The organism is Streptomyces sp. NPDC002701, from assembly GCF_042889045.1.
In the GTDB taxonomy this organism is placed as follows: domain Bacteria; phylum Actinomycetota; class Actinomycetes; order Streptomycetales; family Streptomycetaceae; genus Streptomyces.
In genome coordinates this window covers 309,544-329,198 of record NZ_JBIAQL010000004.1, presented here as the reverse complement: position 1 = coordinate 329,198, position 19,655 = coordinate 309,544, and the positions used below count along the sequence as shown (strand labels likewise).

General features: G+C 69.8%; 22 protein-coding genes. 18 read left to right on the top strand and 4 right to left on the bottom strand.

Annotation, left to right across the window (positions count from 1 at the left end; genetic code table 11):
• Positions 1-13 precede the first annotated feature (13 nt).
• Complete coding sequence (locus ACFYXC_RS14065) at positions 14-1,456, top strand: NtaA/DmoA family FMN-dependent monooxygenase (RefSeq protein ID WP_389550810.1); 1,443 nt, start codon at positions 14-16, stop codon at positions 1,454-1,456.
• Positions 1,453-2,487, top strand: coding sequence for an MsnO8 family LLM class oxidoreductase (locus ACFYXC_RS14060; RefSeq protein ID WP_389550807.1), 1,035 nt, complete (start codon positions 1,453-1,455; stop codon positions 2,485-2,487). The genes ACFYXC_RS14065 and ACFYXC_RS14060 overlap by 4 nt, the downstream gene beginning before the upstream one ends.
• Before the next feature lie 31 nt (positions 2,488-2,518).
• On the opposite strand, the gene ACFYXC_RS14055 is transcribed toward ACFYXC_RS14060, so the two are convergent.
• A complete protein-coding gene (locus tag ACFYXC_RS14055) occupies positions 2,519-3,271 on the bottom strand; it encodes an SDR family NAD(P)-dependent oxidoreductase (protein WP_389550804.1) in 753 nt (250 codons plus the stop codon).
• Positions 3,272-3,413: 142 nt separating this feature from the next.
• Between ACFYXC_RS14055 and ACFYXC_RS14050 the strand changes: the two genes are divergently transcribed.
• The 3 genes from ACFYXC_RS14050 (at position 3,414) to ACFYXC_RS14040 (ending at position 5,467) form a co-directional block, all read left to right on the top strand.
• Positions 3,414-4,343, top strand: a complete 930-nt coding sequence (locus ACFYXC_RS14050) for an AraC family transcriptional regulator (RefSeq protein ID WP_389550801.1) — start codon at positions 3,414-3,416, stop codon at positions 4,341-4,343.
• Positions 4,344-4,396: 53 nt separating this feature from the next.
• Positions 4,397-5,161: a sulfite exporter TauE/SafE family protein gene (locus tag ACFYXC_RS14045; protein ID WP_389551647.1), complete on the top strand. Its 765-nt coding sequence runs from the start codon at positions 4,397-4,399 to the stop codon at positions 5,159-5,161.
• A gap of 105 nt (positions 5,162-5,266) precedes the next feature.
• On the top strand, positions 5,267-5,467 hold the full coding sequence (locus ACFYXC_RS14040; protein ID WP_389550798.1) for a helix-turn-helix domain-containing protein: 201 nt from the start codon (positions 5,267-5,269) through the stop codon (positions 5,465-5,467).
• A gap of 527 nt (positions 5,468-5,994) precedes the next feature.
• Here ACFYXC_RS14040 and ACFYXC_RS14035 read toward each other — a convergent pair.
• On the bottom strand, positions 5,995-6,903 hold the full coding sequence (locus tag ACFYXC_RS14035; RefSeq protein WP_389550795.1) for an NADP-dependent oxidoreductase: 909 nt from the start codon (positions 6,901-6,903) through the stop codon (positions 5,995-5,997).
• Positions 6,904-7,172: 269 nt separating this feature from the next.
• On the opposite strand from ACFYXC_RS14035, the gene ACFYXC_RS14030 reads away from it, so the two are divergent.
• The 8 genes from ACFYXC_RS14030 to ACFYXC_RS13995 all read left to right on the top strand — a co-directional run bounded on the left by ACFYXC_RS14030 (position 7,173) and on the right by ACFYXC_RS13995 (position 13,285).
• A complete protein-coding gene (locus tag ACFYXC_RS14030; RefSeq protein ID WP_389550792.1) occupies positions 7,173-7,529 on the top strand; it encodes a MerR family transcriptional regulator in 357 nt (118 codons plus the stop codon).
• 237 nt (positions 7,530-7,766) lie between these two features.
• Positions 7,767-8,420: a maleylpyruvate isomerase N-terminal domain-containing protein gene (locus ACFYXC_RS14025; RefSeq protein WP_389550789.1), complete on the top strand. Its 654-nt coding sequence runs from the start codon at positions 7,767-7,769 to the stop codon at positions 8,418-8,420.
• A gap of 112 nt (positions 8,421-8,532) precedes the next feature.
• Positions 8,533-9,012: a LuxR C-terminal-related transcriptional regulator gene (locus ACFYXC_RS14020; RefSeq protein WP_389550786.1), complete on the top strand. Its 480-nt coding sequence runs from the start codon at positions 8,533-8,535 to the stop codon at positions 9,010-9,012.
• 119 nt (positions 9,013-9,131) lie between these two features.
• Positions 9,132-9,500, top strand: a complete 369-nt coding sequence (locus tag ACFYXC_RS14015) for a YciI family protein (RefSeq protein WP_389550784.1) — start codon at positions 9,132-9,134, stop codon at positions 9,498-9,500.
• 370 nt (positions 9,501-9,870) lie between these two features.
• Entirely contained in the window at positions 9,871-10,827 is a 957-nt protein-coding gene (locus ACFYXC_RS14010; protein WP_389550781.1) for an ATP-binding cassette domain-containing protein, read from the top strand.
• Positions 10,824-11,618 carry an ABC transporter permease gene (locus ACFYXC_RS14005; RefSeq protein ID WP_389550778.1) on the top strand — a complete coding sequence of 265 codons (795 nt, stop codon included), beginning with the start codon at positions 10,824-10,826 and terminating at the stop codon, positions 11,616-11,618. The genes ACFYXC_RS14010 and ACFYXC_RS14005 overlap by 4 nt, the downstream gene beginning before the upstream one ends.
• A 12-nt stretch (positions 11,619-11,630) precedes the next feature.
• A complete protein-coding gene (locus ACFYXC_RS14000; RefSeq protein ID WP_389551644.1) occupies positions 11,631-12,425 on the top strand; it encodes a MerR family transcriptional regulator in 795 nt (264 codons plus the stop codon).
• Between the two features lie 254 nt (positions 12,426-12,679).
• Positions 12,680-13,285, top strand: a complete 606-nt coding sequence (locus ACFYXC_RS13995) for a dihydrofolate reductase family protein (RefSeq protein WP_389550775.1) — start codon at positions 12,680-12,682, stop codon at positions 13,283-13,285.
• A 110-nt stretch (positions 13,286-13,395) separates the two neighbouring features.
• On the opposite strand, the gene ACFYXC_RS13990 is transcribed toward ACFYXC_RS13995, so the two are convergent.
• Positions 13,396-13,926: a TetR/AcrR family transcriptional regulator gene (locus ACFYXC_RS13990; RefSeq protein WP_389550773.1), complete on the bottom strand. Its 531-nt coding sequence runs from the start codon at positions 13,924-13,926 to the stop codon at positions 13,396-13,398.
• A 176-nt stretch (positions 13,927-14,102) separates the two neighbouring features.
• Here ACFYXC_RS13990 and ACFYXC_RS13985 point away from each other — a divergent pair, with 176 nt between their 5' ends.
• The 4 genes from ACFYXC_RS13985 to lysA all read left to right on the top strand — a co-directional run bounded on the left by ACFYXC_RS13985 (position 14,103) and on the right by lysA (position 17,280).
• Positions 14,103-14,465: a DUF4267 domain-containing protein gene (locus ACFYXC_RS13985; protein ID WP_389550771.1), complete on the top strand. Its 363-nt coding sequence runs from the start codon at positions 14,103-14,105 to the stop codon at positions 14,463-14,465.
• A gap of 100 nt (positions 14,466-14,565) precedes the next feature.
• The gene (locus tag ACFYXC_RS13980; RefSeq protein WP_389550768.1) at positions 14,566-15,084 is read left to right on the top strand and encodes an ester cyclase; all 519 of its coding nucleotides are present in this window, start codon (positions 14,566-14,568) and stop codon (positions 15,082-15,084) included.
• A gap of 498 nt (positions 15,085-15,582) precedes the next feature.
• Positions 15,583-15,930 carry an SAV_915 family protein gene (locus ACFYXC_RS13975; protein ID WP_389550766.1) on the top strand — a complete coding sequence of 116 codons (348 nt, stop codon included), beginning with the start codon at positions 15,583-15,585 and terminating at the stop codon, positions 15,928-15,930.
• A 15-nt stretch (positions 15,931-15,945) separates the two neighbouring features.
• On the top strand, positions 15,946-17,280 hold the full coding sequence (gene lysA / locus ACFYXC_RS13970) for a diaminopimelate decarboxylase (RefSeq protein ID WP_389550763.1): 1,335 nt from the start codon (positions 15,946-15,948) through the stop codon (positions 17,278-17,280).
• A gap of 216 nt (positions 17,281-17,496) precedes the next feature.
• Here the strand turns inward: lysA and ACFYXC_RS13965 are convergent, their stop codons facing one another.
• Positions 17,497-18,978, bottom strand: a complete 1,482-nt coding sequence (locus ACFYXC_RS13965) for an FAD-dependent monooxygenase (protein WP_389550760.1) — start codon at positions 18,976-18,978, stop codon at positions 17,497-17,499.
• Between the two features lie 52 nt (positions 18,979-19,030).
• Here ACFYXC_RS13965 and ACFYXC_RS13960 point away from each other — a divergent pair, with 52 nt between their 5' ends.
• Positions 19,031-19,654 carry a TetR/AcrR family transcriptional regulator C-terminal domain-containing protein gene (locus tag ACFYXC_RS13960; protein WP_389550757.1) on the top strand — a complete coding sequence of 208 codons (624 nt, stop codon included), beginning with the start codon at positions 19,031-19,033 and terminating at the stop codon, positions 19,652-19,654.
• Position 19,655 lies beyond the last annotated feature (1 nt).

Genomic DNA, 19,655 nt, shown 5'->3' with positions numbered 1-19,655 from the left:
GAGTCGTACGACCATGAGCAAGCCGACCGACGGCACGCCGAGCACCGGCACGCAGGCCACGAGCAAGACGGCCACGGGCAGGCCCCCGAAGCAGATCCATCTCGCGGCCCATTTCCCCGGCGTCAACAACACCACCGTGTGGAGCGACCCGCAGGCGGGCAGCCACATCGAGTTCAGCTCGTTCGCGCACTTCGCACGGACCGCCGAACGGGCCAAGTTCGACTTCCTGTTCCTCGCCGAGGGGCTGCGGCTGCGCGAACAGGGCGGCCAGATCTACGACTTGGACGTGGTGGGGCGGCCCGACACCTTCACCGTCCTGTCCGCGCTGGCCGCCGTCACCGAACACATCGGCCTGACCGGCACCATCAACTCCACCTTCAACGAGCCCTACGAGGTGGCCCGCCAGTTCGCCGGCCTGGACCACCTCTCCGGCGGGCGCGCCGCCTGGAACGTCGTCACCTCCTGGGACGCCTTCACCGGCGAGAACTTCCGGCGCGGCGGCTTCCTCCCGCAGGAGCAGCGCTACTCCAGGGCGAAGGAGTTCCTGTCCACCGCCACCGAGCTGTTCGACTCCTGGCACGGCGACGAGATCGTCGCCGATCAGGAGTCCGGCATCTTCCTGAAGGACGCTCAGGCCGGAGCCTTCGTCCACCGAGGACAGCACTTCGACATCGCCGGTCGGTTCAACGTCCCGCGCAGCCCGCAGGGCCGCCCGGTGATCTTCCAGGCCGGTGACTCCGACGAGGGGCGTGAGTTCGCCGCCTCCAGCGCCGACGCCATCTTCAGCCGGCACAGCACCCTGGAGGCGGGCCGCGACTTCTACGCCGACGTCAAGGGGCGTCTGACCCGCCACGGCCGGACCCACGACCAGCTGCTCATCCTCCCCGCGGCGACCTTCGTACTCGGAGACACCGACGGCGAGGCGCAGGAGCTAGCGCACGAGATACGACGCCAACAGGTCAGCGGCCAGACCGCGATCAAGTTCCTCGAACACGTCTGGAACCGGGACCTCTCCGCCTACGACCCGGACGGGCCGCTCCCCGACATCGACCCGGACCCCGGCGAGAACACCATCGCCCGCGGCCGGGCCAGCGTCCGGATGTTCCGCGACCCGCTCGCCGTCGCCAGGGAGTGGCGCGAGCGCGCCGCCGCGGAGAACCTGTCGATCCGGGAGCTGGTCATCGAGACCACCGGACGCCAGTCGTTCGTCGGTTCCCCGGCCACCGTCGCCGAGACCATCGACGCCTTCGTCCAGACGGACGCGGCGGACGGCTTCATCCTGGTCCCGCACATCACCCCCGGCGGCCTGGACGGGTTCGCCGACACCGTCGTCCCGCTGCTCCAGGAACGCGGTGTGTTCCGCCACGACTACACGGGCAGCACGCTCCGCGACCACCTCGGCCTGGCACACCCCGACGCCGGCGCGCAGCCGGAGACCCGGCGGGCGGCGTCGTGAAGTTCCTGGCCATCACTCTCATCGTGCACGCCCCGGATCCGGTGACCGGCGTCCAGAAGTCCACCAACGAGCGCTTCCGCGAGGTGATCGACAACGCGCTGCTGGCCGAGGAACTCGGATTCGACGGCTTCGGCGTGGGCGAACGCCATGAGCGCCCGTTCATCTCCTCCTCGCCACCGGTCGTGCTGAGCCACATCGCTGCGCTCACCTCCCGGATCCGGCTGTTCACCGCCGTCACCACCCTCAGCCTGCTCGACCCGGTACGCGCGTACGAGGACTACGCGACCCTGGATCACCTGTCGGCGGGCCGTCTCGACCTGATCATCGGCAAGGGCAACGGCACCGCCCAGCGAGAGCTGTTCCACGTCACGCCCGAGGACCAGTGGGACCGCAACGCCGAGAGCTACGAGCTGTTCTACGGCGAGCAGATCGACGACATCCTCGCCCTCCTGCGCGGCGATCACCGCGCCTCGGACGGGACCGAAGCACACGCGGTCCCCGGCGAGGGCGCCGAGGTGCAGATATGGATCCTCGGCAGCAGCGGCGGACAGAGCGCCGACGTCGCGGGCCGCAACGGCCTGCGTTTCGCGGCCAATTACCACGTCAGCCCGGCCACCGTGCTGGAGGCGGCCGAGGGCTACCGCGCCGCGTTCCAGCCGTCCGACAACCTCGACAAGCCCTACGTCAGCGTCTCCGCCGACGTCGTCGTCGCCGAGGACGACGCGACCGCCCGCGAACTGGCCACCGGCTACGGCCCGTGGGTCCGCAGCATCCGCACCGCCGAGGGCGCCATCCCCTTCCCGACTCCGGAGCAGGCCCGCGCCCACCCCTGGACCGAAGCCGACCGGGCCCTGGTCGCCGACCGCGTCGACACCCAGTTCGTCGGCTCCCCGGGGCGTGTCGCCGATCAGCTCGAACAACTGCAGGAAGCCACCGACGCGGACGAGCTGATCATCACCACCATCACCCACGACCACGCCGACCGGGTGCGCTCCTACCAGCTCCTCGCGGAAGAGTGGCGACGGCGATGAGCCGGCCGTGGCCCGGTCCGGGTGAGGGCGGTCAGGTCTGGTTCTCGCCGCCGTCGACGTAGATGTTCGCACCGACGACGTAGCTGCTCTGTTCCGAGGCCAGGAAGGCCACGACCGCGGCGGCCTCCTCGGGCAGGCCCATGCGGCCCTTGGGCACGGTCGCGGCGACCTGCTCCCTGATGGCCCGGGCGGTCTCCTCGTCGCCGAAGGCGGCGGTGCCCCCGGGCGTCTCGATCCAGGCCGGCGAGACGACGTTGACCCGGATGCCACGGCCCTTGAGCTCGGTGGACCACGTCCGCGCGAAGGAGCGGACGGCCGCCTTCGACGCCGCGTACGCGCCGAACGCCTCCATCCCGCGGTCAGCGGCCGTCGAACCGACCAGGACGATCGAGGCTCCGTCGTCGAGCAGCGGCAGCGCCTTCTGCACGGTGAACAGCGTGCCCCGGGTGTTGACCGCGAAGGTCTGGTCGAAGTGCTCCTCGGTGGTCTGTTCCAGCGTCATGAACGAACCGGTCGCCGCGTTCGCCACGAGCACGTCCAGCTTCCGGCCTCGCGCCCGGACCGCCTCGTAGAGCCGGTCCAGGTCCGCCGGCTTCGCGATGTCGCCGACGACCGCGGTGGCCCGGTCCGTTCCGATGGTCTTGACGGCGGCCTCCAGTTCGGCCTCGCGCCGCCCGGTGACGAACACGTACGCACCCTCGTCCGCCAGCCGTACGGCGCTGGCCAGACCGATACCGCTGCTGCCCCCGGTGACGACCGCCGTCTTTCCTTCCAGCTGTCCCATGTCGGTGTCTCCATCACTTTCTCGTGGCCGATCCCTCGACCTCGATACTGCGGGAGATCGCGGATACTATCCATGATGCAGCGTCCGTCATTCTTTACGTATCGTCCAGGAGGTGTCGTCGGTGCTGGGATTTCGGGACCCTGTGGCTGACGCGATCGGCCTGCTCCGGCCCCGCACGGTGATCGGGCCGAGTCTCCTGGCCGCGGGGGAGTGGGCCCTGCGCTTCGACACGTTCCTGCACGTGCGGGTCGGGGGCCTCGTGCGCGGCACGTGCTGGTTGATCCTCGAAGGGCACGAGCCGGTGCTCCTGCGGGAGGGTGACACCTTCATGCTGGGCAACCCGCCGCCCTACGTGCTGGCCGGCACGCCCGACGCGAGCCCGCGCCACGCGGAGGAGGTGCTGGCGGGTGCCGAGGACGGGTTCGTGCGGATCGGCCCGGAGTCCGAGGAGAGCCTCTATCTCTGCGTCGGGCACATCGCGTTCGACGACAGGAACGCGGGCCTCCTGACGGATCTTCTGCCGCCGCTCGTGATCGTCCGCGTGGCCGATCCTCATGGCAGGCGGCTCGCGCAGCTGATCGATCTCCTGGCCACCGAGGTCGGGGCCGCCGCCGCGGGCGGCCCGCTGGTGCAGAACCACCTCGCGCAGATCCTGCTCGTGCACATGCTGCGTGCGCACGCCGGTCGGACGGACCGGCCCACCGGCTGGCTGGGCGCCCTGAACGAGGACGGCATCGGTGCCGCCCTGCGTGCCGTGCACGCGGACGTGGCCCGCTCCTGGAGCCTCAAGGAGCTCGCCGAGATCAGCCACATGTCGCGTTCCGCGTTCGCCCAGGCGTTCAAGAGCCACGTCGGGGTCCCGCCGCTGGAGTACCTGATCCAATGGCGCATGAGTCTCGCGCGCGACGCCCTCGCCCGCGACTCTCTGTCGATCTCGGAGCTCGCACGGGCCACGGGCTACCTGTCCGAGAGCGCGTTCAGCACCGCGTTCCGCCGCGTGGTCGGCTCATCGCCCGCACAGTTCCGGAACCAGGCACGGCAGCCGGCGTACTCGGCCGCGAACGAGGACTGAAGGAGGCGTCCTGCGCCCAGGGACCGGTAGGTGAGGTGGCGGGGTCGGTGGAACTGTACGGGCTGGCCGTCGGTCTGACGATCGCTGTGGTGACCGCGCCCGTCGGGGTGTCGGGTGCGGTGTTCCTGCTGCCGGTGCAGTTGAGCGTGTTCGGCGTGCCCAGTCCGGCGGTCACTCCCACCAACCTGTTGTACAACGTGGTGGCCGGGCCCGGTGCCCTGTTGCGCTACCGGCGAGCGGGCCTGCTGAACAGTCCGCTGTCCCGCCGCCTGGTGATCGGCACCCTGCCCGGAGTGGTCATCGGAGCCGTGGTCCGGGTCTTCGCCGTCCCCGGTCCCGCTGTCTTCCGCCTGCTCGTCGCCGGACTGCTGATGCCACTCGGCCTCTGGCTGATCGCCCGCTCCCTCCGGCCCGCCCTGCCCGCCCCGGCGGCGGAGCCCTCCCCTCGCACCGTCACCGGCCTGGGCCTGGCCGTCGGCATCATCGGCGGGATCTACGGAATCGGCGGCGGCTCCGTCCTCGGTCCCGTCCTGGTCGGCCGGGGCATGCCCGTGAGCCAGGTCGCCCCGGCAGCCCTCGCCTCCACCTTCGTCACGTCCGTCGCCGGCGCCGCGACCTTCGCGCTGCTGTCCCTGACCGGCTCCGGGGACGTCGGCCCCGACTGGCCCCTCGGGCTGGCCTGCGGCGTGGGCGGGCTGGTCGGTGGCTACCTCGGGGCGCACCTGCAGTCCCGCCTGCCCGAGACCGCCCTGCGCCTGCTGCTCGGCACCCTGGCCGCGGCCTTCGGGGCCATTTACGCCGTTCAGTCACTGCGCTGACGCCACGGATCCGGCCCCGGGCCGCCGGGGACATCCAACGGGTGGGCGCCGGGCTGCCATCGAGGGTGCGGACGGTGTCCTTGGGTCGCGTACTGTCGGCCCCGCGTGCGAGGGCTCAGTCGGTCCCGGTCCCGGTCCCGGTCCCGGTGCCTCAACGTCCACCCCAACACCGTGCTCTACCGACTCCGCAAGATCACCGGACTCACCGGCCTCGACGCCACCCGCCCCACCGACCTGCCCACCCTCCACGCGGCGATCACCTGCCGTACCCTCCAAAAACCCGCCGAGACACCGATCACGCCATGACCCCGCTCCGCGACGGCTCACTGGGCGGCGTGGTGAGCCGCCGCGGTGTCCAGGATGCGAAGTGCGCCGGTGTCGCGTGGCAGGTCGGCCGAGCAGAGTGCGCTGGTGTGGGAACGTTCTGCGTCGCCGACGCCCGCCGGTTGGGGGGCTGTCCTTCGTCGTCTGAAACGCCCGTTGCTGCGAGCAGCCCCTCGTCCGGGTGCCGGCATGTCGCTTCCTCCCGTGCCCGTTGTCCGTGTCCGCTTCAGTGGTGGGGCTCGTGTGGCTCCATCTGGTCCGAGGCAGACACCAGAGTCCAAACCGCGGGCATTGTCCGGAAGGGCTGGCGGCGGGCTCCGGACAATCGAACGGCAGAAGGTGACGGGGGATGCAGATCTGTGCGCCGACAGGCCGTGGGCGGGGCTATGAAGATCGGTCCGCTCCGGACCGCCCGCTCGCCGGCACCGTTCGAGGGCACGCTCGCCACGTAGGACCGCACGTCGCAAGTGACCCTTCTCGTGGGCCAGTTCAGATATGGATCAGCCTCCTCAGATGCGGATCACGATCTTTCCTCGGGTGCGTCCGCGCTCGGCGTGCGCGTGGGCGTCGGCGATCCGCTCCAGGGGGTAGACCTGTTCGATACTGGGTGTGTAGCGGCCTTGCCCGCCCAGTTCCGCCGCCACCGACAGGAGAGCGGAGTCGTTCACCGCGGCGGCCACATGCGTGCCCAGGCGCTGCCCGCCCGCGTGGTCGGCGACCGTCGCGACGCGCTTCGGGTCGCCCGCGATCGTGACGAGGTCGTCCAGGGAGCCGGAACCCGCGGTGTCGAGCACGACATCGACACGCTGCGGAGCGAGGGTGGTGAGGCGCTGTGCGAGGCCGAGACCGTAGGTGGTGGGAACGGCGCCGAGTGAGGTGAGGAACTCGTGGTTGCGTTCGCTGGCTGTCCCGATCACCGTGCCGACACCTCGTGCCACGGCGATCTCGACCGCCGCGCTGCCCACGCCTCCGGCGGCGCCCTCGACGAGGAGGGTGCGCCCCGCGAGGGGGCCGAGCGCGTCGAGCCCACGCATCGCGGTCACGGACGCGAGACCGGCGCCCGCGGCCTGCTCGTCGCTCCACGTGGCGGGCGTGTGCGCCCAGGCCGAGAGGATGAACAACTCAGCGGTCGCGCCGGTGACACCGCCCAGCCCGAAGACCCGGTCGCCGATGCTCACCCCCTGCACCCCGTCGCCGATCTCGTCGACCACACCGGCGCCGTCGCGCCCGGGAATGTCGGGCAGATCCACGGGGAAGATCTGCTGCAGGGCGCCGGAGCGCAGCTTCCAGTCGATGGGGTTGACGCTGGCCGCCGCGACGCGGACCCGAATCTCACCGGGCCCGGGGTGGGGGTCGGGGACCTGCTCGATCACCAGGTTCTCCGCTCCGCCGTATTCGTGGAACCGCGCTGCGCGCATAGTGGTCTGCCTTACTTTGACGGGTTGAAATGACGTGTCCGTCGGACGCTCGTCACCTTAGAACCTGACGTTGACGTGAGATGCAAGCCGCGACTGTCGCCCGGCCGGGGGAGGGGAGGCGCGGCCACCCATGAGTCCGTCACCGGGTCCTGGTCGATCTCGGCACCGGCAACGGTTCGCTCACCCCAGAGGCCGCCACCGGAGCCGACATTGCTAGCCTGAACCTGACGTCGAAGTGAGGTACGAGCGGGAAGGGAGCGATCTGCGTCATGCGCATCGGACAGCTCGCCAGGCGGTCGGGGGTCAGCGTGCGGGCCCTGCGCTACTACGAGGAACAACGGCTCCTGGAATCGGCGCGGACGTCCGGTGGGCAGCGTGACTATCCCGACGAAGCCCTGGAGCGGGTCCAGCTCATCCAGGACCTCTTCGCGGCCGGCCTCTCCAGCCGTACCGTCGTCGAACTCCTGCCGTGCGTGAGCACCGGCGTCGCGACCCCCGCCATGCTCGACCAGCTCATCGTCGAACGCGACCGCATCGCCGCACGCATCCAGGACCTCACCCGGGCCAAGACCAAACTCGGCCACGTGATCGAGAACGTGACCGCGGCGAACGTGACGCAGGACTGATCAACCCGTCGCGAGGGGTGGAGTCCCGACCTGTCCGGCATCGACCGGGAACCGGCCGACCACGGAAAGCCCCAGGCGTATCCGACGACGGTCGAAACAGCGTTCGTCGCTCCAGCTACCCCTGAGACACGCCGGGCAACGGTGAGCAGGGCAGTCGCTGACCCTCGGGCCTTGCGGAGCGGAACCGGGGGCAACCTCTGGTTGCCCGCCGCTCCTGTGCCGCACTACCGTGCCGGAGTGGACCTCTTCATGCGCTCTTGGACGGCCTTGCGCGCGGCCGTCGACGGCCTCTCCGACGAGGACTGGGAACGGCCGTCAGGCTGCGCCGGCTGGCTCGTGCGGGACCTGGTGTGCCATCTGATCATCGACGCCCAGGACGTCCTGATCACGCTGGTGACGCCCGCCGACACCGAACCGACCATCGACTCGGTCACCTACTGGCACCTGGTCGCGCCCCCGACCGGCCAGGACCCGCTCGACGCGCTGATCCCCCGGCTGGCCGCCGCGTACGGCGAGCCGGAGTTGCTGAGGTTCCACTTCGACGACGTCGGCTCCGCCGCCGGGCGCGCCGCCGAACTCGCCGACCAGGACGCGCGAGTGAGCACCCGCGACGAGGTGCTGACGGTCTCCGAGTACCTCTCCGCGTACGTCATGGAGTCGACGCTGCATCACCTCGACCTCATCGCGCACCTGCCCAAGGCCACCGAACCGCCCGCCGAGCCCCGCGCGGCCGCCCGCGCGGCGCTGGAGAGGATCGCCGGGGCGCCGTTCCCGGCGTCGTTCTCCGACACGGACGCGCTGCTGGTCGGGACGGGACGCCGGGCCCCGACGCCGGCGGAGACGACGGCGCTGGGGCCGCTGGCTGCCAGGATCCCGTTCGTACTCGGCTGAGAGCGAGTACGGCAACGGCATGGATTCCGGGCGATCGTCACGTCATGCCCGAGTTCGCCGACAAGCAGCCCTGGGGGTTTTCCGGCACTGGGCTGAGCACGTCGACCGCCCGGTGGCCACCGGGCTCGCCCTGCGGTGCTGGGCCTTGCTGGCCCACGACGACGCCGACGCGCTGTACGCCGAGGCACTGCGGCTCCACGAACGGCACGGCGGGCCCTATGAGCACGCCCGCACCCAGCTGGTCTACGGCGAATGGCTGCGGCGCCATCGTGGCCGTGCGGAGGCGCGCGGCCATCTCGCGGCGGCGGTGTCCGCGTTCGAGCGCCTCGGTGCACAGCTCTGGGCCGAGCGTGCGCGCGGCGAACTGGCCGCCTTCGGCGAGCGGGGCGACGAGCCACAACACAGCGGCCCGCTCACCCTGTTGACCCCGCAGGAGCTGCAGGTCGTACGGCTGGCCGCCGACGGTCACACCAACAAGGAGATCGCCGCACAGCTCTTCCTCAGCCCACGAACCGTCGGCCACCACCTGTACAAGGCGTACCCGAAACTCGGCGTCACCGGGCGTGCCGAACTGGCCCACCTCGTTCCGTGACCGACGCCGGTCGTCGGTCCCCGGACACCAGTCACGATGACTGATACGTCAGAGGCGAGCCCCGCCTAGCGTTTCGGTCATCAGACAACGGTCACCGGCCGTAGGACGAGGAGACGACGATGACGAAGTACTTCCTGAGCCTCCCGCACGACTCCGCCGAGGAGCCGACGATGGAGAGCATGGACCCCGCGGAACTGCAGGAGGTCATGGCCGCGGTCGGCGCGTTCGACACCGCCGTTCAGGAGGCGGGCGCGTTCGTGACCGCAGGAGGCATGCAGCCACCGTCGACCGCGACCACGGTGGACTACTCCGGAGACAGCCCTGTACTCACACCGGGCCCGTTCGCCAAGGCCGATGAGTACCTCGGCGGCTTCTGGATCATCCAGGCCGAGAGCGACGACGTCGCGATCGAATGGGCCAAGCAGGCATCGCGGGCGCTGCGCAGCAGGATCGAGGTACGGGCCCTCCAGGAGGAACCCGGTGCCTGACGCCCACGCACCGGCGGAAAGGTGTGGCGCCCCGCAAGGCTCCGGCTGACAATCCGCAAAAGAGGGCGGGGCTCGTGAAGAAGCAGATGGGCACGAGGAGTTGGGGCGCTCGTGGGGCGGATTGACCAGCAGAGCCCATCTGCTCTCCGACGACGGGGCCCGTCCGCTGCACCGGCACCGGCTGACCTCGCCGGGAAGGAATTGATCACGGGGTGGCCGTGCTTCTCGGCGACGTGTCACCGGGTACTCGGCGTGCTGGTGCGACAGCCGACTGGCCGGTGTGAGGCAGAGGCCGACGTCTCGGGGGTGCGATGCCACGTAGCCGCAACAGTTGACCCTGACGCAGGGGCAACCTCTCAGGATGGTCGGCATGACGACGAGAACCCATGCCATCGAGGTCGCCGGGCTACGCAAGTCGTACGGTGACCACGAGGTGGTGGCCGAAGTCGACCTGACCGTCCCCGCAGGCACCGTCTACGCCCTGCTCGGACCCAACGGGGCCGGCAAGACCACCACAGTCCGGATCCTGTCCACTCTGCTGCCTGCGGACGCCGGTGAGGCTCGGGTCGCCGGATACGACGTACGCCGCGAGGCGGACCAGGTGCGTGCGTCGATCGGAGTGACCGGGCAGTTCTCCGCCGTGGACGAGTTACTGACCGGGCGGGAAAACCTGCGGCTGATGGCCGACCTGGGTCACCTCCACCGGAGCCGTGCGAAGAGCGTGGTGGAGCAACTGCTGGAGCGGTTTCACCTGACTGAGGCCGCCGACCGACGCGCGGTGACGTACTCCGGCGGTACGAAGCGGCGGCTGGACCTGGCCATGACCCTGGTCGCAGGACCGCGGCTGATCTTCCTCGACGAGCCGACCACCGGCCTCGACCCGCGCAGCCGCCGTGACCTGTGGGACATCGTGCGGGAGCTGGTGGCCGACGGGGCCACCGTCTTCCTCACCACCCAGTATCTGGAGGAGGCCGACCAGCTCGCCGACCGGATCGGTGTGCTCGACGGGGGCCGCCTGATCGCCGAGGGCACCGCGGCCGAGCTGAAGCGCCTGGTCCCCGGCGGTCACGTCGAGTTGCAGGCGGCCGACCGTGAACGGCTGGCCGAGTTGGCACGCCGGTTCCCCGGGGCGAGCCCGAACGCCGCGGCGCTGACCCTGTCCCTGCCGCATGACGGGAGTCTCACCACGCTGCGACGGCTGTTGGCCGAGGTCGACGACGATGCGGTCACCGGGCTCGCCGTGCACACTGCGGACCTGGACGACGTGTTCCTGGCTCTCACCGACCACTCCACCGCCGACGAGTCTCCCGAGGAGGTGTCGGCATGAACACCGCGACGTATGCCGTCCGCGATTCGGCGACCATGCTGCGCCGCAACCTGAAGCACATGGCCCGGTACCCGTCGCAGACGCTGATGCTGATCGGCCTGCCACTGCTGTTCCTGCTGTTGTTCGTCCACGTCTTCGGCGGCACGATGGGCGTCGGCCTGACTGGAGCCCCGGCGGGGGACCGCGGCGACTACCTGACGTTCATCACTCCCGGGATCCTGGTGATGGCGGTGGCGAGCGTGTCCATCAGCACGGCTGTCTCGGTCGCCACCGACATGTCAGGCGGGATCACCGACCGGTTCCGGACCATGGCCATCGCGAAGGTCTCGGTGCTGACCGGCCACGTCCTGGGCGCGATGATCCAGACTGCGCTGGCACTCGCGACGGTCTTCGGCGTCGCGTTCTGGCTCGGTCTGGAGACCGCTGCCTCGGCGATGCAGTGGCTGGGTCTGATCGGTCTGCTCGCGCTGTTGTCGTTCGCGATGACCTGGTTCACCGTGGCGCTGGGGCTGGCCAGTCCCAACCCGGAGGCCGCGAGCAACTGGCCGATGATTTTCATCATGCTGCCGTTCGTGGGCAGCGGGTTCGTGCCGGTCGAGTCGATGCCGACCGGGCTGCGGTGGTTCGCGCAGTACCAGCCGTTCACGCCGATCATCGATGCCTTCCGCGGTCTGCTGGCCGGCTCGCCCGACGGTTCGGACGGGCTCTGGGCCATCGGCTGGTGCGTGGTGATCGGACTGGTCGGCTACCTCTGGTCACGGCGTCTCTACCGGACCCGGGCTGCGAACTAGGAGACTGGTGTGATGCTGACCATCGGCGAGCTGGCGTCGTATGCCGGAGTGACGGTGCGCGCGGTGCGGCACTATCACGCCAAGGGGCTCCTGCCGGAGCCGGAGCGGGACCACTCCGGCTATCGAAGGTACGGCGCCGGCGCCGTGTTCGAGTTGGTCAGGATCCGGACCCTCGCCGGGGCCGGGGTCCCCCTGGCGCGCGTGAGGGAGCTGCTACAGGCCGACGGGGAGGAGTTCGCCGCGGCGGTCGCAGACATCGACAAGCGGCTGCGGGCGGAGATCCGGGAGCGGCAGGGGCACCGCGAGCGGATCGCCCGCCTCGCCGCCGGGGACAGCCTGGCACTGCCCCAGGAGGTGGTCGATCACCTTGACCGGCTGCGGGCGCTCGGGGTTGACGAACGGATCGTCCAGGTCGAGCGCGACGGCTGGATCCCGCTGGCCGCGCGCACACCCGAGCGGGTCCCGGAGTGGATGGAACGCAAGCGGGAGCAGATCGCCGACCCGCGGGTCATCGACTTCTATCTCACGCTGAGCAGAGCTCTCGACCGCACCGACGACGACCCACGCCTGGTCGAACTGGCCGACAGCTTGGCCGTCTACATCACGCAGATGGCCAACGAGCAGGGCGAGTCCTACGTCGATGACACCGGCATCGAGCCGCCGTTCGCCGAGCTGCTGGACACGCACGTGTTCGACACCCTGCCGCCGGCCCGTCGGCTGATCGAACTGCTGACAAAGCGGGGCTGGACCGGCTGGACCAAGCTCGAGCGCGTGAACCCACCACGGGGTGCGGCCGGAACACGGTAGAAGAATCCTGCGATGCGAAGTTCCCAGCGGGTAGGACCCTGCTGGCGTCCACTGCCCCAGACAGCCTCTGCGGGGTCGCAACGCCACCTGTACGGTTCGCCGTCGAACGGAGGGGCCGTACTCACGGAAGTGCGTTCGCGGGTGGGGTTGAGCTGAGGCGTGTCATGAGTTTTCTCGGTACTCCCCAGCGCGGCCGATGAGTTTGTGGCTCCGGGCCGGTCCAAGCTCGTGACACCTCAGGAAAGGACACTGCCATGTCGGAGCTTCTCGTCGACTTCATCACCTCTCTCGACGGTTACGCATCGGGAGAGGGATGGCCCGGGTTCTGGGGCCTCGAGGGCCCGGAGTACCTCGCATGGCTCGGCAAGCAGCCAGAGGCCACCTACCTGATGGGAGCGAACACCTACCGCCTGATGTCGGGCTTCGCCGCAGGCGAGGTCCCGGCTGGCCAGGACGAGTTCAGGCCCGAAGAGGAGGCGTCCGTCGACGAACTCACGCAAGCGTCCAAGGTGGTGTTCTCCTCCTCGCTCGAGGAGCCACTGACGTGGACCAACTCCACACTCGTCCGCGACGACGCCGTCGAGACGGTCCGCGCCATGAAGTCGAGTGGCTCGGGGCTCCTCAGCACGATCGGCAGCCTCAGCCTGTGCCGGTCCCTGCTACGAGCCGGACTCGTCGACCGCTTCCGGGTCGTGATGTTCCCGGTGATCACCGGGGCCACGGGCGAAGAACGCATCTACGACGGCTATCCGGACGTTGCCCTCGAAATGATCGAGCACCGCACCTTCGACGGCCGCATCCAGCTGGTCGAGTACAAGCCCCGCGTGCTCGAGCACCCGCCGCTCGGCATCCCTGGGTGACGTCGCCCCGCCGCCAGCCGGTCTGGACGACCGCCAGGCCGGCGCCGGCGGCTTCGGTCGGCTGGGTCCTCACACCCGCACCCCCCCCCGAAATGTCACGCACCAGCTCGTCACCGGGTGAGCATCTGGTGGGCGAGTTCCAGCCGGGTCTGCGCGCGTGCCGCCGGCTGGCGGCCGCTGTTCTGGAGGGCGGCCAGGCCGTGCACGGTTGCCCAGGCGACCTCCGCCCTGGTGTCGTCGGAGTCCGGGAAGGCCGCGCTGATGGCCGCGAAGGCGCGCCGAAGGGGTTCGGGGCCATCACCGGCACCGAACGCCAGTCCTGAAGGCATCGAGAACATCGCTTCGTAGACGCGCGGTTGTGTGACGGCGAACTCGAGATAGGTGCGCATGCGCGCCATCGGCTCGGGTTCGACCGCTTCCAGCGCCACGGCGATGGCGGTGAAGCCGTCGAGCGCCACCGCGTCGATGAGTGCTTGCCGGCCGGTGAAGACCGAGTAGAGCACCGGTTGCGTGACGCCGAGTTCGGAGGCGACCCGGCGCATCGTCACGGTGGCCCAGCCGTCGGACTCGGCGAGGTCGCGTGTGGCGCGGACGATCTGCTCCCGCCTCAGATCGAGGTCCGGAGCCGGCCTGGGAGACATGGTCCAACGATAGCACGGTTACGTAACATCGATAGAACTCGGCTGCGACTCGAATGACCTGGCGTGACGTCTCGCCGGTGGTGTGACCCCTCTTCGAGGTACGGCGATGCCACATGACGCATCGTATGCTAACGTCGTTATAAAACCTCGTTATCTAACCTCGGAAAGGTTCCCCCATGACGATTGCCGCTCTTGTGATCGCGCTCCTCGGCTGTGTCCTCATCATGTTCATCGGCGGCCGTTTCCTGCTGGCTCCCCGTGTCGCCATGGCCGGATTCGGGGTTCCCGAAGACAGCCTGCGCGCCTTGACGAGCATCAAGGGGGTCCGCGACATCACCTCCGGCATCGTGCCGCTCGTGGTCCTCGCCGCCGCCGGTTCCCACGCCTTCGGCTGGGCCCTGGTCGCGGCGGCGATCACCCCCGTCGGAGACGCCGTCATCGTCCGAAGGAACGGCGGCACACTCGCCCACGCGCTGGGCGTCCACGGGGTCACTGCCCTGGTCCTTGTCGCCGCAGGGATGGTCCTCGCGCTGGTCTAGCGAAAACGCGGGCCACGACGGACCCCTTTTCGCCTCCTGTCACCACCTTCACTGCTTCTGCCTCTTCGCCCCGTTGCACCCAGAACAAGGACTCTTCCTGATGAGCACTCAGAACCGGCCAGGCGCGTCTGCCGTGTCCGGCTCCGGCTCCGGCATCCGTCCGGACGCGGGCATCACCGACGTCGTCCGCGCTTTCTACGAGCCGTTCCGCACCGGTGACACCGCGATCTACGGTGAGATCCTCGCCGACAACTGGGTCGACATCCCTCTCGCGCCCGGTCAGGAGCAGGGACGGGCGGGGATGGCGGCTCAGATCGCGCTGTTCCGCCGGGCCATGCCCGACTACTCCGTCGAGCACGAGGACCTTGTGGTGGGAGATGACCGGGTCGCCGTGAGGAACACGGTCAGTGGCACGCACCAGGGTGCCTTCATGGGGCACGAGCCCACCGGCCGGCGGATCGAGATGCGAACGATGGACATCCACCAGGTTCGGGACAACAGAATTGTCACCACCTGGCACCTCGAGGACTTCGCCGGTCTGATGGCACAACTCACCGCACCGGCCGGAGCCACCGTCCGAGCCGCCTGGAGCCAGGGCGTTTTTTTGGATCAGGTCTGATCAGGTCGGCCAGTCAGCCCGCGGTGTCCGGCGCGGTGCATCGACAAGCGGAGCACAGCGGAGCATGACTCGCGTACTGGATGCACTCAGGCCGTGCGACAACATGAACTGGAGCGACTGCTGAAGGCACCGACCGACGGGCACCGAGACTGAGGATCTGACGAGTCGCAGCGGTCGTGTGGCCACAGATCGCTGTCGCGGCCGGTGCCTGACCGTCTGAATGCCTCCCGCGACAGGACCGGTGGGCCTCTTTGCCTGCTGCCATCGCGCGCCCGACGCCTCCGACCACGACCACCGTCTTCAGACCGGCCCGGTGAGCGCGTCAGCGGCTCGTCAACATTGTCCGCGTCGCCGTCAGCGTCTCGTCAGGGGTGCCCTGGTCAAGGCACGCGAGGTTTAGCGTCGACAGCGTGCCCCGGTGCGCCTCCAGGCGCCCCGGGACTCCGGACACCTGTCCACACACGCTCCTGCGCACGTCGCGGCCTTGAGGAGAACCCCATGAAAGAGCTGCTGTTCGGCGAGGACCCCGAGCCCTCCGAACGCTTCCCGGCCGGACCCCTGTACGTCCCGGTCCGGCCGGGCCCTTGCGGATGCACGACCCGGCTCTTCCGTACCCCCCTCGGCCGGCGCACAGCCGTCGGCTTCACCTCCGAGCTCAGGCTTGCTGCCACCCTCGGCGGCGATCAGCCGTGGATCCGTCTCGGCGAGTTCGCGCTGCGCACGCTGATCGCGCCGCTGGGCGTCACTCTCGTCACGGTGGACCCGCAGTTCACCGCTCCGGCAGCCGCCCCGGCTGCGGCGGGGCCTGCCGAATTCGTGCCCGCACCCGCGCTGCGTGTCGGCTGAGAGGGGACGCACGCCATGACCGTCGTCAACGCATCCGAGCCCAGTGTGGCCAGGACCGAGCTATCGGTATGGCCCGCTTCCACCACAGAACTCGTCCACGGCGACATTGCCGTGGGCGGCGTACCCCTGACGGAGGTCGCCGGCCGCTTCGGCACCCCCGTCTACGTCCTCGACGAGGCCGAGGTCCGCGAACGCTGTCGCACCTATCGGCATTCTTTCCCCGACGCCGAGGTCCTCTACGCCGCCAAGGCGTTCCTGTGCCGGGCCATGGCGCACTGGGTGGATGAGGAGGGCCTCGGTCTGGACGTCTGCTCCGCCGGCGAACTCGAACTTGCCGTCACCACCGGCTTCCCGCCGGATCGGATGGTGCTGCACGGCAACGCCAAAGCGCCGCGTGATCTCGACACCGCCCTGCGCCTGGGCGTGGGCCGCATCGTCATCGACAGTCCCTCGGAGATCGCGCGGCTGGCGGCCGCCGTGGGCCCGAACGGGCACCAGAAGGTCATGGTCCGCGTGGTGCCCGGCATCAGCGCGGGCGGCCACGACAAGATCCGTACCGGTACGGACGACCAGAAGTTCGGCCTGTCGATCGCCGACGGCTCCGCCCAGCACGCCATCACACGCATCCTGGACCAGCCGCAGTTGCAACTGACCGGCCTGCACTGCCATCTCGGCTCCCAGATCACCAGTGTCGAGCCGTATCTCGTCGCTGTGCGGCGCATGGTCGGCCTGATGATGCGCCTGTACGAGCAGCACGGCCTGGTCCTGCCTGAACTCGACCTCGGCGGTGGACACGGCATCGCCTACCGCCCAGGCGAACAGAGCCTTGACCTGACGACCCTGGCCCGCAGAATCCGGGCGGAACTCGCCGATACCTGTGCCACGGCCGGACTGCCCGAGCCCCGCCTGATCATCGAACCGGGCCGGGCGATCGCCGGCCCGGCAGGCGTCGCCCTCTACCACGTGCTGGCCGTCAAGCACACGGGTGAGCACGTGTTCGTGGCCGTGGACGGCGGCATGAGCGACAACCCGCGCCCCGCCTTGTACGGCGTGCGTTACGCACCTCGCCTCGTCGGTCGGCACAGCACCGCGGCCCCGACTCGGGTGACCGTGGTGGGTCGCCACTGCGAGGCAGGCGATGTTCTGGCCTCCGACGTCGATCTGCCCGGCGACGTGCACCCCGGGGACCTGCTCGCCGTACCCGTGGCCGGCGCGTACCACCTGTCCATGGCCTCCGGCTACAACCTGGTCGGCCGCCCACCTGTGGCCGCCGTACGCGACGGCCACGCTCGCCTCATGGTCCGGCGGGAGTCCTTGGACGACATCCGCAGCCGCGACGTGGGCCTGTAGCCCTTGGTCTCGCACTCGTACCAGCCGGAAGGTCCCCTCGTGAACGCGCGAGTGCCCCGACGTCCGATCAGCCGTAGGTGGCCCCAGCGGACTGGGGGCCCTAGGTCCGATACGGAGCCGGTGGCTCATGACCGGATAAGTGGTGATCCCTGCCGGTGGCTGCAACCACGATCATCATTGGCCTCGTACGTCAGACGCCCGAGCGGCGGGGTGCGGTCAGCGGGCCGCAGTGCGGTGGGTGGCGGCGAGTGCGCGGTCCGCGGCGGCGGACAGTGCGGTGTTGTCCTCATCGGTGCCGGCCCAGGCGACGTGCCCGTCGGGGCGGATGAGGGCGGCGCGCACGGTGGCCCATACGGCCGGGGGCTGGTCGAGGGTTGCCGTGTGCACCGCGAGCCCCGGCCGCGTCCGGTTCGCCAGGACGCCCGCCGTCAGATCGAGCAGGAGGTGGCTGTCCGGGCGCAACCGGGAGAACAGGTGGTTCTGGGAGCCGGTGAAGGCCAGGTCGGGGGCGCGGGTGCCGGTGAGCGGGTGGGCTGTCGGATCCAGCGTGGGGTAGCTGACGGCGAGCGCGGTGAGACGTTCGGACAGGGCCTTGTTGAGTGCCGGCTGAGTGGCGATCAGACCGCTGAACAGGGAGCGCAGGTCGAGGCTTTCGGCCGTGAAGGACGTCATCAGGGCGGTCTGGGCGCGGCTGTGTTCCATCAGCTGGGCGCCTATCGGGTGGCGCTCGGTGTGGTAGCTGTCGAGCAGGTGGTCAGGAGCCCAGCCGCGGAGGGTGGCGGCCAGTTTCCAGCCGAGGTTGTGCGCGTCCTGGATGCCGACGTTCATCCCGACGCCACCCGCCGGGAAGTGCTGGTGGGCGGCGTCACCGGCAAGCAGGACCTGACCTCGCCGGTACTGGGCGGCCAACCGGGTGGCGTTACCGAAGCGGGAGAGCCAGACCGGGTCGCGCATCCCGAAGTCCTCGCCCGTGATGGCGACGGTCTTGACCCGCAGCTCCTCCAGGGTGAGATCGCCGGGCCATTCCGTCGTGAGGCTGTCGGGGCTGACACCGACCACGCGGTGCCGCCCATCGGGCAGCGGCGCGACCATCACCCCACCCCGGCGCCCGAAGGTGCTGAACCCGGGCCGCGGCGGGCCGTCAAGGGTGACGTCGCCCATCCAGCCCAGGACGGTGGAGGGCGTACCGACGAAGTCGATGCCGGCGGCGGTGCGCACGGTGCTGCGGGAGCCGTCGCAGCCGATGATGAACGCCGCCTTGAGTTCGTACGGCCCGTGCGGCCCGTCCACCTGCACGGTCACCGCCTCCGTGTGCTCGGTGAACCCGGTGACCCTGTGACCGCGCACGACCGTGGCGCCGAGCGCGAGCGCGTGCTCCTGGAGCAGCTCCTCGGTGCGGGCCTGGGGCAGAGCGAGGGTGTACGGGAACGGGGTCTCCAGCAGCCGGAAGTCGAGCCGGTCGTCGAGCATGGCGAAGTGGCCGCCCGGGACCGGCAGGCCCTCGGCGAGGAAGGGCTCGTGCACGCCGCGCGAGGCCAGGATCTCGATGGTGCGCGGATGGATGGTGAGGGCCTTGGAGCGCTGGTCGATGTCCGCTCGCTCCTCGACGACGGTGACGGAAACCCCGCCCAGCCGTAGTTCGGCGGCGAGCCAGAGCCCGACCGGACCCCCTCCGGCGATGACAACCTGCTGTTCCATGAACACGTCCTAGGTCAGTGACCAATTATCCGGTCCGCAGTAAACTAGGTCGATGACCAAGAGGCAAGTGAGTGAGGACCGCGGCCCGAGGCTGGACCCCGGAACGGTGATCCGTGCCGCGCTGGAACTGCTGGACGAAAAGGGCCTGGACGCCCTGTCCACCCGGGCGGTCGCCGGCCGGCTCGACGTACGGATGAACACCGTGCTGTGGCATGTGAAGACCAAGGCCCGGATGCTGGAGCTGATGGCGGACGCCGTCGTCGGCGAAGCTTCGCTGGACGACCTTCCCGCCCCCTGGGACGAGCGCGTTCGCGAACTGGCCCGCCGGTACCGCCGCGCGCTGCTCGCCCACCGCGACGGCGCCACGCTCGTCGTCGGCACCCACGCCGCCGAGCCGCACACCCTGCGTTTCGCCGACACCCTGGTGGCCGCGCTGCTGGACAGCGGTCTGGACGAGCGTGAGTCCGCCTGGACCGCGTGGACGATCATCTACCTGGCCCTCGGCCTCACCCAGGAAGAACAGGCAGCGGCCCACCAGTCCCCGAACGGCCGTCTGGCGAACGCGGTCTCCAAGACGGCCCATCCCGCCCTCCATCGCACCCTCGGCCATCTCGACGCGGAATCATTTGGCGAGCGCTTCGAGTTCGGCCTGTCCGCGATCCTCGCGCGAAGATGAC